The following is a 14,860-nucleotide window of genomic DNA, read 5'->3' on the forward strand; positions in this document are numbered from 1 at the left end:
AAATGGCGGGATTTCCGTTAATTAAGGACTGATGAAAAACATGAGCCTTTTTCAGAGAAAGGATTGGGAAATATGGATTTGCTAAATTTGCTTAAATCATTGCCATTTTATGAATTAAACCAAGATAAAAATCCAATGATTACATCAATCGAAAATGATCACCGGAAAGTGAAAAAAGGTTCTTTATTTATTTGTATTAAAGGGTATACAGTAGATGGGCATCAATTTGCGAAAGAAGCTGTCAATAAAGGCGCTGTGGCCATTTTAGCGGAAAAATCTGTTGAGGTAGATGTGCCTGTCATTCTCGTTCCTGATACGAAACGAGCAATGTCAATAGTTGCGAATCATTTTTATGCTTCACCTACAAAAGATTTTAGATTAATCGGGATTACAGGAACGAATGGGAAAACAACAACGAGCCATTTAATCGAAGAAATGTTCCGCGAAGCGAACGAAAAAACAGGATTAATTGGCACGATGTATATGAAAATTGGAGAAGAAGTATTAAAAACTAAAAATACTACACCTGAAAGCCTGACATTGCAAAAAGTATTTCATCAAATGAAAGAAGAGGATGTTTCAACAGCGATTATGGAAGTTTCTTCACACTCTTTAATTGAAGGCCGAGTTCATGGGTGTGATTATAATATTGCTGTATTTACGAACTTAACACAAGACCATTTAGATTACCATCATACAATGGAAGAATATCGCCATGCCAAATCATTATTATTTTCCCAGCTTGGAAATACGTATGATGTGAAGAATCCAAAATATGCCGTCCTCAATGCGGATGATCAAGCATCGCAAGAATTCGAAAAAGAAACAGCCGCACATGTCGTTACATACGGAATTGAAAAAAGCGCACAATTTCAAGCCCGAAATATTCAATTGACAGCTGAAGGAACTAGTTTTGAGCTTTTTTATCCAAATGGAATGGAGAAGGTTCAAACGAATTTGGTAGGACAATTCAATGTTTATAATGCCTTAGCAGCTATTGCGGCAGCATTTGTTGCAAATATCGACATGAACACGATTCTAACAGCATTGAAAAAAATAAAAGGAGTCACAGGCAGATTTCAACTAGTGAAAGGCACACAAGATTTTGCTGTCATTGTTGATTATGCTCATACCCCTGATAGTCTTGAAAATGTATTAAAAACAGTACGACCTCTAACAGATCAACGAATTTTTGTTGTCGTCGGCTGTGGGGGAGACCGTGATCGCACAAAAAGACCTTTAATGGCAAAAGTGGCCTGCGAATATGCCACAAACCCAATTTTCACATCAGATAACCCTCGAAGTGAAGATCCGATCTCTATATTAAAGGATATGGAAAAAGGCGTTCCAGGAAAGCAGTATGAACTAATTGCTGACCGTCGTGATGCCATCACACATGCCATTAAAGAAGCAAATACAGGAGATGTCATTGTGATTGCAGGTAAAGGTCATGAAACCTATCAAATTCTTGGGGATCAGGTAATCGATTTTGATGATCAAAAGGTAGCCTTAGAAGCTTTAAAGGAGCGATAAAAAGATGCTCACATTACATGATGTGAAAGAGCTTTTTCATCAAAAAAACGGAATAATAGGTGATCATCTGGTGTTTCATACAGTTTCGATTGCGCCGAATGAGAAGATGCCTAAAGGGCTGTTTATCGTAACCGATGACGTTCGGGATACGTTTACTGCGATTGAACATGGTGCGATTGCAGCTATTTGGCCAAAAGGGCAAGAAATCCCCAGATGGATTCCAAATTATTTTCCAATTTTTACAATGGAATCCTCTTTTACAGAAGCTTTTTTCGATTTATTTCAAAAAACATTAAAGAAAATGAAACAAAAAGAGTGGGAACAAATGATAAAAATGATTTATTTTAAGGATCAACTTCTGAATGATTGTTATTTCACATATGATATTGCTGAAGATAAACATGTAAAAGCATTGCAGGCTTGTCTAGAGGCTCGGTTGGAAGGGAGGGGGTAAAAATGTTGGAACAAGTTATATTTTTTACAACCCTAATGGGATTTCTAATAGCTGTATTGCTTTCTCCAATTTTTATCCCATTCCTTAGGAGATTAAAATTTGGGCAAAGTATTCGAGAGGAAGGGCCGAAATCTCATCAAAAAAAGACGGGAACACCAACAATGGGTGGGATCGTCATCCTTCTTTCGATTATCATTACGACCTTCGTTATGACAGGTAAATTTTCAAAACCTAGTGTAGAAACTTATTTATTAATATTAGTCACTGCTGGCTTTGGAGTCCTTGGTTTTCTAGATGATTTTATAAAAGTAGTGATGAAGCGTAATTTAGGATTAACATCAAAGCAAAAATTATTAGGTCAAATTATTATATCAGCCGTATTTTATGTTGTGTATAAGCAAAATGATTTTTCTACTCAACTAACAATCCCATTAACAGACATTTCCTTTGACTTAGGCTGGTTCTACGTATTGTTTGTAATCTTTTGGCTTGTTGGCTTCTCCAATGCTGTGAACTTAACAGATGGATTAGATGGGTTACTGTCCGGAACGGCTGCAATTGCATTTGGTGCCTTTAGCGTGTTGGCATGGAATCAATCGCAATTTGAAGTTGCGATCTTTTCAGTGGCTGTAGTCGGCGCGGTTTTAGGATTTTTAGTGTTCAATGCCCACCCAGCTAAAGTCTTTATGGGAGATACAGGCTCACTCGCATTAGGGGGAGCGATTGCGACCATTTCTATTTTAACGAAAATGGAATTTTTATTATTGATTATTGGGGCTATCTTCGTCATCGAGACCCTTTCGGTTATGATACAAGTAGCTTCCTTTAAAACGACAGGAAAAAGAATCTTTCGCATGAGTCCATTACACCATCATTTTGAACTTGGAGGTTGGTCAGAATGGCGTGTCGTTGTGACGTTTTGGTTTGTGGGCTTACTTTGTGCAGGATTAGGAATTTATATCGGGGTGTGGATGTAATTGAAAACAATCACGAAATTTCAACATAAAAAAGTCTTAGTTCTTGGATTAGCTAAAAGCGGGGTAAGTGCAGCCTCGCTTTTACATAACCTTGGAGCGTTTGTAACGGTAAATGATCGAAAACCATTAAGTGAAAATCCAGAGGCACAAAATTTATTAGAGCAAGGAATTAAAGTGATTTGTGGGTGTCATCCGATAGAATTATTGGACGAAGGGTTTGAGTTTATCGTAAAAAACCCGGGAATTCCATATTCAAATCCTTTGGTGGATGGGGCAATCAAAAAGGGAATTCCTATTTATACAGAAGTGGAATTAGCTTATTTAATATCTGATGCTCCTATTATTGGCATCACAGGAACAAATGGGAAGACGACGACCACCACGCTAATTCATGAAATATTAACAACGGATCAACAAGATGCACTCATTGCAGGGAATATTGGAAAAGTTGCATCACAGGTTGTGCAAGAGGCGAAAGAAGATTCGGTTGTCGTTATGGAACTGTCTTCATTCCAATTAATGGGAGTTGACGAGTTCTGTCCACATATTGCAGTTTGGACCAATTTATATGATGCTCATCTTGATTATCATGGGACAAAAGAAGAATATGCAAAAGCAAAAGCAAATATGATAAAAAAACAAACACCAGAAGATTTTCTCATTGTGAATGGGGACCAAGAAGAGCTAATAGAACTAATTTCTCCTTCTAAAGCGCAAAAGATTTATTTTTCGACGAAGAAAAAGGATGAAGATGGTGCTTATGTGGAAAATGGTGAACTATACTTTCAAGGCGAAAAGATTATGAAAGTAAGCGATATTGTTCTTCCAGGAGCTCATAATTTAGAGAATATTTTAGCGGCTGTTGCAGCGGTGAAATTATCTGGTGTTCGAAATGAATCGATTCGGAAAGTGTTAACTAGTTTTTCCGGAGTAAAACATCGGACCCAATTTGTTCGGGAACTTCACGGTCGAAAATTTTATAATGATTCCAAGGCTACGAATACATTAGCGACTAAAGTAGCTTTATCCGCCTTCTGTCAACCAACTATTTTGCTTGCTGGAGGGTTAGATCGGGGAAATGGTTTTGATGATTTAATTCCTTATTTTGATCATGTCAAGGCACTCATTACATTTGGTGAAACGGCTCCAAAATTGATCGAAACAGCGAAACGGGCGGGATTAAAAATAATTCAACATGTCGATACTGTAGAACAGGCTGTACCAGAGGCATTTAAGCATTCGGAAGCTGGGGACATCATCTTATTATCTCCAGCCTGTGCAAGTTGGGATCAATTTAAAACTTTTGAACAACGTGGTGATATTTTTATTGATGCTGTGCATAAACTGGATTAAGAGCTTGTCTTTTTCAGTTTGAACAGATGTTTCACCAAGAACAACACCTTTAGAGAGGGTAAATCCTGTTCGTGCTTAGATGGCTCTAATAAAGTTATCTGAGGTGTTGATATTGCCTTATAAAAAATCTACTCCAGATTTTATCCTAATCTTTTTAACGCTTGGACTATTAGCAATTGGCTTAATTATGGTCTATAGTGCGAGTGCTATTTGGGCCGATTATAAATTCGATGATTCGTTCTTCTTTGCAAAAAGGCAATTGTTTTTTGCGGGAGTGGGAGTGATCGCAATGTTTATGATTATGAATATGGAGTATTGGACGTGGCGATCTTGGGCGAAAGTCATCATGATTATTTGTTTTTGTTTATTGATCTTAGTTTTAATTCCTGGGATTGGTATGGTGAGAAATGGCTCTCGTAGTTGGATTGGGGTCGGTGCTTTCTCCATTCAACCTTCCGAGTTCATGAAACTGGCCATGATTGTTTTTTTAGCGAAGTATTTATCTGAACGTCAGAAATATATCACTTCCTTCAAGAAAGGACTACTTCCGACACTTGGGATTGTTTTTTCAGCTTTTGGGATCATCATGCTTCAACCGGATTTAGGAACAGGAACTGTAATGGTTGGAACCTGTATTATTATGATTTTTATTTCAGGGGCAAGAATCAGTCATTTCGTTGGTCTAGGTTTAATCGGTGTTCTTGGTTTTGTTGGACTCGTCATATCGGCTCCATACCGTATTAAAAGGATTACCTCTTTTTTGGATCCTTGGTCTGACCCGCTGGGAAGTGGTTTCCAAATTATCCAATCATTATATGCCATCGGGCCAGGTGGATTATTTGGACTAGGTCTTGGTGAGAGTCGGCAAAAATTCTTTTACCTACCTGAGCCACAAACTGATTTTATTTTTGCCATCCTAGCCGAAGAACTTGGATTTATAGGTGGAAGTGTTGTCCTATTATTATTTGCACTGCTTTTATGGAGGGGCATACGAATTGCCTTAGGAGCTCCAGATCTTTATGGAAGTTTCCTTGCTGTTGGAATTATCTCGATGGTTGCCATACAAGTAATGATTAATATTGGGGTTGTGACAGGCCTAATACCAGTAACAGGGATCACATTGCCATTCCTTAGCTATGGGGGGTCGTCGTTAACACTCATGCTCATGGCGATGGGAGTCCTATTAAATGTAAGTAGATATTCAAGATATTAAAGGGAAGAGGGGTCTTTTTAAAGGATCCCTCTTGTTATTTTGTTGTGGACTTTTTAAAGTTTTGAGTCCTTTGTTGCTACAACTAATAGTGTGTTTTTGGGATTCATAGAATCATCATTTTTTCAAAGAATAGAATATCCTCTAAAATATAAGATGGTAAATGCAAATATTTGCTTCATTATTCATATTGATTTACTATGGAGGATAATGGATTATGTTTTCCATGTAACAATTATAAGATATTTTAAAGACATTTTTTATGTTTCGATTAAATTCACATAATGACATTAACCAAATCGCTAGAATATAGTATTATAGGATATTGAGATCAGATTTTTTGTGCGTTTTTACATATATGGAGATTGAATTTGAGGTGAGTATATAGATGAAAATTGTCGTCAGTGGTGGCGGTACAGGTGGTCATATTTATCCTGCCCTTGCTTTAATAAGAACGATCCAAAAAAAACATCCTAACACGTCCTTTTTGTATATCGGCACAGAAAAGGGGCTAGAGGCAAACCTAGTTCCACGAGAGGGAGTTCCCTTTCGTTCCATTCATATTACAGGTTTTAAACGCTCTCTCTCCTTTGAAAATGTGAAAACTGTTTTGCGATTTATTAAAGGGGTAAAGAAATGCAAGAAGATGTTAAAGGAATTCAAGCCCGATGTCGTCATTGGGACTGGAGGATATGTTTGCGGTCCAGTTGTGTATGCAGCTGCTAAGTTAAAAATCCCAACGATTGTACATGAACAAAATAGTGTTCCTGGGTTAACGAATAAATTTTTAAGCCGCTACGTCAACAAAGTGGCTATTTGTTTTGAATCTGCTAAGGAGTTTTTTCCAAAAGAAAAAATTGTCTTAACAGGTAACCCCCGAGCTTCGGAAGTAGCACATACAAAAAAGACCGGGATTTTAACCTCATTCGGATTAAAAGAAAATGTACCGACCGTATTAATTTTTGGTGGAAGCCGTGGTGCCCGTCCAATTAATGAAGCGGTAGTAAAATCATTAATGAACTTTTCGAAAAAACCATATCAAGTTATTTATGTAACAGGAGATGTCCACTTTAATGAAGTTCAAAAAGAAGTAGAACTTGCAGGAACGCCCCAAAATGTTGTAATTCAACCTTTTATTCACAATATGCCAGAAGTACTAGCTGAAATGGATCTGGTGATTTCAAGGGCAGGTGCGACTACACTTGCAGAATTGACAGCATTGGGAATTCCGAGTATCTTAGTACCTAGCCCTTATGTAACGAATAATCATCAAGAGAAAAATGCAAGAACATTAACTGATAAGGGTGCGGCTGTTATGATGATTGAAAAGGAACTAACACCTCAAAAATTAGTTACTGAACTAGATCAAGTCCTAATGGATAAAGAAAAATTACTCTCCATGAAAGAAGCGTCATTTAAACTTGGGATTCGAGATGCTTCTGAACGTCTTTTTTCACTTATGAATGAATTAGTGAAAAAAGCTTAATTTATTTCTGAAAGAAATTTGGTTGATACGTATTAGAATAATCGATCTTCTCTTTTAGACACATCTTTTGGTAGAAATAGGATAATAATCATGTTAATTTTTCGTTTTCACTGTTTTTTTCTTACTATAGAATAGTTATAGTAAAATGCATTTTTAATAAAGCGGCATGATATTTCGTGCCGTTCTACTTTTCGCTAATAACGAGTGCTTTAAGCTCGTAGTCGGGAGGTAAGGAATGGAAAAGGGGAAAGTAGTTTCTATAGAGGACCGAATACCAAAATTAAAGCAACAGAAAAAAAAGAAAACAAATAGACGTCTTTTGCTGTTGTTATCCATTTTTTTTCTTTTGATCCTTACCGTTGTGTACTTTCAATCTCCACTTAGCCATATTAGAAAAATATCTGTCAGTGGAAATGTGATGATTCCGAAAGATGCCATCATTAAAATTACCGGGATCAAAAAAGGGATGAGTATTTGGGAATTAGATCGAGAGGTAATTGAAAGTCAACTGAAAGAAAAACATGAAATTCGTGATGCAAAAGTGAAGGTCTCTTTCCCAAATTCGGTCAAAATTATCGTCCGAGAACAAAAGCGTTTAGCCTATATTTCAGATGGGACAAGTTTCCGACCAGTGCTTGAAAATGGAAAAGTTGTAGACCATCCAGTTTCTACCATTTCAGTACAAGCTCCTGTTCTGTATTCTTTTAAAAACGGGAAAATATTAAAGGAAATGATGACTTCATTAAATCAAATTCCGACTGAAATTGTAAATGCGATCTCGGAAATACATTACTCCCCTAAAAAGACGGACAAATATCATATTAAACTCTATATGAACGATGGATTTGAAGTCACGGCAACTTTACGCACTTTCGCTGAAAAGATGATTTATTACCCTTCTATCATTAGCCAACTTGATCCACATGTGAAGGGGGTTATCGATTTAGAGGTAGGGTCCTATTTTAAAGCGTATGAAGTGGAAGGAGATTCACAGAATGAAGAATGACCAAAAGAAGGGCAATAAAGTCTTTCTTTCCTTGGTGACCTTTGTATTAGGCTTCATGCTTGCTTATTCCTATAACATAGCAAAAGAAGAAGAGAACTTCGATGAAAAAAACAGAAAAGATTTTGAGTGGAAAGAAGAAAATCAGTTGAGAAATCAACTTATAAATCAACAGGAAAAAAATAGCGCCCTACAAGAAGAATTATATGGGAAACAAGAGAAGGTCCGCGACTATGAACAAAAATTATCGCATGAGAAGGAAATCTTTTTTAACTTAGCAGAAGATGCAGATAAATATCGGATGTATCTCGGTAAGGTGAAAGTAAAAGGAAGAGGAATAAAGGTTACACTTGAGGATGAGGAATATAATCCCAATGTAGATAATGTAAATAAATACATCGTCCATGAACAACATATTTTTAAAGTGGTAAATGAACTCAAAATTTCGGGTGCATCAGCTATTGCCATTAATGGACAGCGATTAAAACATAACTCTTACATCATTTGCAATGGGCCAGTCATTACAATTGACGGGAATGAATATCCCGCTCCTTTCGAAATTTCAGCAATTGGTGATCCAGATGTGATGGAATCAGCTTTAAATATTGTTGGAGGGGTAAAGGATCAACTAGTAAATGATCATATCGTTTTTACAATGGAAAAGAAATCTGAACTTGTTTTCAAACCGATTGTCGGGGAAAGACAAAGATAAAGGATGATTGGCTGGAGGAAATGAGGTGAAAAAGAAAAAAACGATCATAAGTTTTACCATTATTACTTTAATCATCGGCTTTATGTTGGCCATACTGTATCAGTCTGTTCAATCTTATCAAGAAAAAAGAGATACTCGCGACATTTGGGAGCTTCGTGAGGAACTGACAAAGGAAAAGCAAAATCAATCGAATCTGTTAAACGAAATAAGATCCATTGAAGCAAAACTAAAAAAATACGAACACCAGGAAAAGGAGAGTGGAGAAGAGATTTTGCGGGAGACATTAGCTGAATTAAAAAAGGAAACGGGATTAACAGAAGTAAAGGGTCCCGGAATTATTATTTCGGTTGAACCAGTAGAAGAGGAAATTTTACTTGGAAAGAAAATAGAAGACATTTCCCCATCGCTTTTAACACGGTTAGTCAATGAGTTGAATATGTACGAAGCTGAATATATTTCGATTGCTGGCGAGCGGATTGTTAACTCAACAGTTATCCGCGACATCAATGGGGAAACGAAAATCAACGGGGAGTCAATTGGTACAGGACCTTTTAAAGTTCATGTCATTGTGAAGGATGCGAAAAAGGCGGAACGTTTATATAATCATATGAAGGTGTCAAAATCGGTCGATGAGTTTTTTGTTGAAAATTTCCGGGTAAATATTTCTGAACCTAATCCTGAAGTTGTCATCCCTGCTTATTCTAAATCGATTCGAATAAAAGAGATGCAACCAGTGAAAGAGTAAAAGGAAGATAGGTGCTAATATGTGGTTACCCATATTAAGTTTGATCATTGGAGTATTAGTCGGCTTGTTTTCGAATTATACGATTCCAACAGAATATTCTAACTACCTTTCCATTGCAGTATTAGCTGCATTAGATACATTGTTTGGTGGAATTCGTGCTTATTTGCAGAATATTTATGACCAGAAAGTGTTTGTTTCCGGGTTTTTCTTTAATATAATGTTAGCAGCAAGTTTAGCTTTTCTAGGGGTTCATCTTGGTGTAGACTTGTATCTAGCAGCGATTTTTGCGTTTGGCGTACGATTATTTCAAAATATTGCTGTCATTAGACGGATATTATTATCAAAGTGGACAGAAAATCAAGAAAAAAGCTAAAAAAGTTGATTTTTTTAAAGGAAATATAGTGAAAATGCCGAATAAACTTATTTAGATAATGAACTTTATGAACGAATGTGGATTGTTGTTCAAAATGAATTGCCCATTAAAGGAGGTGCCATAGAATGAACAGCAATGAGATTTTTGTTAGTCTTGACATCGGTACATCCACTGTCAAAGTAATCATTGGGGAAATGGTCAATGATGTTTTAAATATTATCGGTGTTGGGAATGTGAAGTCAGAAGGGATTCGCAAAGGTTCTGTTGTTGATATAGATGAAACTGTACAATCCATTCAAAAAGCAATTGAACAAGCGGAACGCATGGTAGGAATGGAAATTAAGCAAGTGATTGTCGGAATTGCTGGGAACCATGCTATGCTTCAGCCTTGTAATGGTGTCGTAGCAGTTTCTAGTGAAAATAAGGAGATAACAGATGATGATGTGGCACGGGTAATGGATGCGTGTCAAGTTATTTCAATTCCACAGGATAGGGAAATCATTAATATCATTCCAAAACAATTTATAGTCGATGGACTTGATGAAATCAATGATCCTAGGGGAATGATCGGGGTTCGTCTTGAAATGGAAGGAATTCTTATCACAGGGTTGAAAACAATGTTACATAACACATTGCGATGCGTAGAAAGGGCTGGATTGGAGATAACGGAAATTGTATTCCAGCCTTTGGCAGCAGGGACTGTCGCGTTATCAAAAGATGAGAAAAATTTAGGATCGGCCCTTATTGATATTGGTGGCGGATCGACCACTGTTACAGTATTTGAACATGGTTTTATCAAGGCTGCAACTGTTTTGCCTGTAGGCGGAGACCATCTTACAAAAGATTTGTCAATTGGACTTAGAACTTCCACTGAAGATGCTGAAAAAATTAAGGTGAAGCATGGACATGCCTATTATGATTATGCTTCTGAAGATGAAGTGTTTAGTGTACCTATTATCGGAAGTGATCAACATCAACAGTATTCACAAGTTGAGCTTTCTGAAATTATTGAGCCTAGGTTAGAGGAGATATTTGATCTTGTACACTATGAATTAAATCGTCTAGGAATCCGTGATTTACCAGGAGGCATCGTTTTAACAGGTGGTGTAGCTAATATTCAAGGAATACTAGAACTAGCCCAAGAAATGTTCCAAAATAGTGTTAGGGTAGCAATACCGGATTATATAGGCGTTCGTGAGCCACAGTATACTACTGCCATCGGTTTGATTCAATTTGCTTACAAGAGTGCTAGATTACAAGGGAGAAAAGTAAGTGCTGTCCCAGAGCCTGTTATGGCCCAAGAAGTTAGAACTCAGAAGGAGCAGCAACCAAACCAAAAGGCAAAACCTGAGAAAAAGCCAGAAGATAAATTCACTTCAAAAGTGAAGAGATTCTTTGGATACTTTTTTGATGAGTAGTCATCAGAGTGGAATAACGACGAATTAGGAGGATTTGTCATGTTAGAGTTTGATACAAGTATAGATTCATTAGCGACGATAAAAGTAATTGGTGTAGGTGGTGGCGGTAACAACGCCGTTAACCGTATGATTGAACACGGTGTTCAAGGTGTAGAATTTATTGCAGTGAATACAGACGCTCAAGCATTAAATCTTTCAAAAGCTGAAATAAAGATGCAAATTGGCGCTAAACTCACACGAGGTCTAGGTGCAGGTGCAAATCCTGAAGTTGGAAAAAAAGCAGCGGAAGAAAGTAAAGAGCAAATAGAAGAAGCTCTACGCGGTGCTGATATGGTATTTGTGACAGCTGGTATGGGCGGGGGGACTGGAACTGGTGCAGCTCCAGTAATAGCTCAAATCGCCAAAGATTTAGGTGCTTTAACAGTTGGTGTTGTCACAAGACCTTTTACCTTTGAAGGTCGAAAGCGTGCGAATCAAGCAGGTGGCGGAATTTCATCCATGAAAGAATCAGTGGATACTTTAATCGTGATTCCGAATGATCGTTTACTAGAAATTGTTGATAAAAGCACTCCAATGCTTGAAGCATTTAGAGAAGCAGATAATGTACTTCGTCAAGGGGTCCAAGGGATTTCTGATTTGATTGCTGTCCCTGGATTAATTAATCTAGACTTTGCAGATGTTAAAACAATTATGTCTAATAAAGGATCAGCTCTTATGGGAATTGGGGTAGCTTCAGGAGAAAATCGTGCCGCAGAAGCTGCCAAAAAGGCCATTTCAAGTCCATTATTAGAAACATCCATCGATGGTGCACAAGGTGTTCTCATGAATATTACTGGTGGCACAAACTTGAGTCTTTACGAAGTTCAAGAAGCGGCTGATATTGTGGCTTCTGCTTCAGATCAAGAAGTAAATATGATCTTCGGTTCAGTGATCAATGATGATTTGAAAGATGAGATTGTCGTAACCGTAATTGCAACTGGTTTCAACGAAGAAGTCTTGCAAACGGTGAAACAGGTTCGTCCAGGCTTAGGCCAATCTAAGCAAAATACATCGGCATCAACGAACGGAAAACGTGAGCAAATGAAACGTGAAGAAGCGTCTCAAAATGAGATGCCATCATCGAGACCTGCAAGTTCACAGCCTATAGAAGAGACACTCGATATTCCGACATTTTTACGAAACCGTAATCGTCGCAGATAAGTTTGATTTTTAGATATGTAAAAAATTTAAGATTGAATAACCTAAAACAACTAAACAATGATGGGCCAGAGTCGATATTAGGCCATTACGACAAAAAGCAGATGATTACATCTGCTTTTTTGTTTTTATCTCAACTTAACGATCAGTAAAACCTCCATCTCAAAATCAATTGGAAACAAAGAAGATAAAACAGGTGGGAGATCACTGTCCATAAAGGGACGAGGACGGATAGGAAGTAACTTGCCAGGTGAAGCAACTGGACGTGGTATTCTTTAGCGTGGCAAGTTCATCTGATCCTCCCATTCATTTATCCCCGATTTTTAAGGCTTGTAAAAAATAGTGCATATTCCCGACAAAATTCGAATATATCATTAAAAACTTCCCTTTTCTCTCAAACAAATTGTGACAGCTTTTTAGAGTAGGAGTATTGTATACTTTCATGTAATAGCAGACGGATAGAGTTGTAAATGGAGGAGGAGAATGGTGGCACTATATTTAGATATGATCTGGTTATTAAATATGCTAGTTGACAGTCTGTTATTATGGATGACTGCCATTTTTTTGAAGCGCTCTATTAAAATTTGGAGAGCGGTAACAGGGGGGGGTTTTGGCTCAATCTTAATCATTTTAATGATTACTCCACTGGCAGAATTCGCGGGAAATCCTGCAGTGAAGCTTGGGTTTTCAGTCGTGATGGTTCTAATCGCGTTTGGATTTAAAAGGTTTCGTTATTTTTTGAGTAACTTACTCACTTTTTACTTTTCTACTTTTTTAACGGGTGGAATATTGATGGGTTCTCATTATTTTCTACATTTTGATATGAAATTGGAATCATCTTTATTTTTAGCAAGTTTGAGAGGATTTGGGGATCCTATTAGTTGGATTTTTGTTATGTTTGGGTTCCCGGTGGCATGGTATTTTTCAAAAAGAAGAGTGGAAGATTTTGAGATAGAAAAAATAAAATATGATCAAATTGTCGATGTCACACTAGAGATCAATGAATGCAAAATTCAAGTAAAAGGGTTTATCGATAGTGGTAATCAATTATATGATCCTTTATCAAAAGCTCCGGTCATGATGGTTTCAACCTGTTCACTAGACGATCGATTGCCGACGCAAATTCTTACCCTTGCCAAACAACCCGAGAGTTTTCTCCATGGAGATGTTGAACTTTCAGATCATTGGATGGATCGTATTCGCTTTATTCCCGCCCAGTCGATAGGGAAGACCAATCAATTACTTCCAGCCTTTAAACCAGATAGGATTATCATTCATGATGGTTTTAACTATTATTCACCACTTAAGGCACTCGTCTGTTTTACGGCACAGAGTTTATCCCCAGATGACCGATTCTCATGTATCGTTCACCCTAAGATGGTTTCTGGAAAGATTGAAAATGTTTCGTAATGTTTTGAAAGTTGGAAGATCTACTTGTTAAAAACGTCCGTTCATTTTCTATTACATCATATGCGCATTCATTTACGTTATGAAATGAGATGTAAAGTTGCTTCCAGAACAAATAAGTAAAGAGGGAGGAGCAAGAAATGAAAACGATTCGTTTGAAACTAATCTATTTTTGGTACAAACTACTGATCAAACTAGGATTAAAAACCGATGAAATCTATTACATTGGGGGAAGTGAAGCCTTACCACCCCCTTTATCTAAGGAAGAAGAGGAAGTATTATTATTAAAGCTTCCAAAAGGGGATAAAGCGGCACGTTCGATATTAATAGAGAGAAATCTTCGCCTAGTTGTTTATATTGCTAGGAAGTTTGAAAATACAGGGATCAATATTGAAGATTTAATTAGTATCGGTACAATCGGACTGATCAAAGCTGTGAATACCTTTAACCCAGAAAAGAAGATCAAACTTGCAACCTATGCTTCAAGATGTATTGAAAATGAAATTTTAATGTATTTAAGACGAAATAATAAAATTCGTTCAGAGGTTTCATTTGATGAACCTCTAAATGTGGATTGGGATGGAAATGAATTGCTATTATCAGATGTGTTAGGGACAGATGATGATATTATTACGAAAGATTTAGAGGCAAATGTGGACCGAAAACTTTTGTTTAAAGCATTGCACCAACTTTCAGAGCGCGAGAAACAGATTATGGAGTTGCGTTTCGGACTGCGTGGAGGCGAAGAGAAGACGCAGAAAGATGTAGCAGATATGTTAGGAATTTCGCAATCGTATATTTCTCGCCTAGAAAAAAGGATTATCCAAAGATTAAGAAAAGAATTTAATAAAATGGTGTAATTTTCGATTAAAAAACCTGGGTGCGAGACCTAGGTTTTTTTTAAGTGCGCCCTGCATGGGCGGATACTTGGTGGTGAAAGTCCACTACAGGCTTGGCAGTAGGAACTGTTAGCGAAAGACAAGGTGGCTATC

At 37.2% G+C, this 14,860-nt stretch carries 14 protein-coding genes; all 14 read left to right on the forward strand.

Features of this window, described 5'->3' with window-relative positions; genetic code table 11:
• Nucleotides 1-72: 72 nt before the first annotated feature.
• Nucleotides 73-1,533, forward strand: a complete 1,461-nt coding sequence (locus J2S13_RS08065) for a UDP-N-acetylmuramoyl-L-alanyl-D-glutamate--2,6-diaminopimelate ligase (RefSeq protein WP_307257233.1) — start codon at nt 73-75, stop codon at nt 1,531-1,533.
• A gap of 4 nt (nt 1,534-1,537) precedes the next feature.
• Nucleotides 1,538-1,987, forward strand: a complete 450-nt coding sequence (locus tag J2S13_RS08070; protein ID WP_307257234.1) for a hypothetical protein — start codon at nt 1,538-1,540, stop codon at nt 1,985-1,987.
• A 2-nt stretch (nt 1,988-1,989) separates the two neighbouring features.
• A complete protein-coding gene (gene mraY, locus J2S13_RS08075) occupies nt 1,990-2,964 on the forward strand; it encodes a phospho-N-acetylmuramoyl-pentapeptide-transferase (protein ID WP_307257235.1) in 975 nt (324 codons plus the stop codon).
• Nucleotides 2,965-4,317 carry a UDP-N-acetylmuramoyl-L-alanine--D-glutamate ligase gene (murD, locus tag J2S13_RS08080; RefSeq protein WP_307257236.1) on the forward strand — a complete coding sequence of 451 codons (1,353 nt, stop codon included), beginning with the start codon at nt 2,965-2,967 and terminating at the stop codon, nt 4,315-4,317. It abuts the gene before it with no gap.
• A 79-nt stretch (nt 4,318-4,396) separates the two neighbouring features.
• Complete coding sequence (gene spoVE, locus J2S13_RS08085; RefSeq protein WP_370873991.1) at nt 4,397-5,530, forward strand: stage V sporulation protein E; 1,134 nt, start codon at nt 4,397-4,399, stop codon at nt 5,528-5,530.
• A 385-nt stretch (nt 5,531-5,915) separates the two neighbouring features.
• Nucleotides 5,916-7,013 (forward strand): undecaprenyldiphospho-muramoylpentapeptide beta-N-acetylglucosaminyltransferase, encoded by a 1,098-nt coding sequence (gene murG, locus J2S13_RS08090; protein WP_307257238.1) that lies wholly within the window; start codon nt 5,916-5,918, stop codon nt 7,011-7,013.
• Nucleotides 7,014-7,248: 235 nt separating this feature from the next.
• Nucleotides 7,249-8,019 carry a cell division protein FtsQ/DivIB gene (locus J2S13_RS08095; protein WP_307257239.1) on the forward strand — a complete coding sequence of 257 codons (771 nt, stop codon included), beginning with the start codon at nt 7,249-7,251 and terminating at the stop codon, nt 8,017-8,019.
• Nucleotides 8,009-8,728, forward strand: a complete 720-nt coding sequence (locus tag J2S13_RS08100; RefSeq protein ID WP_307257240.1) for a DUF881 domain-containing protein — start codon at nt 8,009-8,011, stop codon at nt 8,726-8,728. Before J2S13_RS08095 ends, J2S13_RS08100 begins: the two co-directional genes overlap by 11 nt.
• A gap of 25 nt (nt 8,729-8,753) precedes the next feature.
• On the forward strand, nt 8,754-9,473 hold the full coding sequence (locus tag J2S13_RS08105) for a DUF881 domain-containing protein (RefSeq protein ID WP_307257241.1): 720 nt from the start codon (nt 8,754-8,756) through the stop codon (nt 9,471-9,473).
• 19 nt (nt 9,474-9,492) lie between these two features.
• Nucleotides 9,493-9,846: a small basic family protein gene (locus J2S13_RS08110; protein ID WP_307257242.1), complete on the forward strand. Its 354-nt coding sequence runs from the start codon at nt 9,493-9,495 to the stop codon at nt 9,844-9,846.
• A gap of 125 nt (nt 9,847-9,971) precedes the next feature.
• Nucleotides 9,972-11,264 carry a cell division protein FtsA gene (gene ftsA, locus J2S13_RS08115; protein WP_307257243.1) on the forward strand — a complete coding sequence of 431 codons (1,293 nt, stop codon included), beginning with the start codon at nt 9,972-9,974 and terminating at the stop codon, nt 11,262-11,264.
• 39 nt (nt 11,265-11,303) lie between these two features.
• Nucleotides 11,304-12,464 (forward strand): cell division protein FtsZ, encoded by a 1,161-nt coding sequence (gene ftsZ / locus J2S13_RS08120; protein ID WP_307257244.1) that lies wholly within the window; start codon nt 11,304-11,306, stop codon nt 12,462-12,464.
• Between the two features lie 480 nt (nt 12,465-12,944).
• A complete protein-coding gene (gene spoIIGA, locus J2S13_RS08125; RefSeq protein ID WP_370873993.1) occupies nt 12,945-13,871 on the forward strand; it encodes a sigma-E processing peptidase SpoIIGA in 927 nt (308 codons plus the stop codon).
• Nucleotides 13,872-14,008: 137 nt separating this feature from the next.
• A complete protein-coding gene (gene sigE / locus J2S13_RS08130) occupies nt 14,009-14,728 on the forward strand; it encodes an RNA polymerase sporulation sigma factor SigE (protein WP_307257246.1) in 720 nt (239 codons plus the stop codon).
• The last annotated feature ends 132 nt before the right edge of the window (nt 14,729-14,860 follow it).

The organism is Oikeobacillus pervagus (assembly GCF_030813365.1).
GTDB classification, from domain to species: Bacteria; Bacillota; Bacilli; order Bacillales; family DSM-23947; genus Oikeobacillus; species Oikeobacillus pervagus.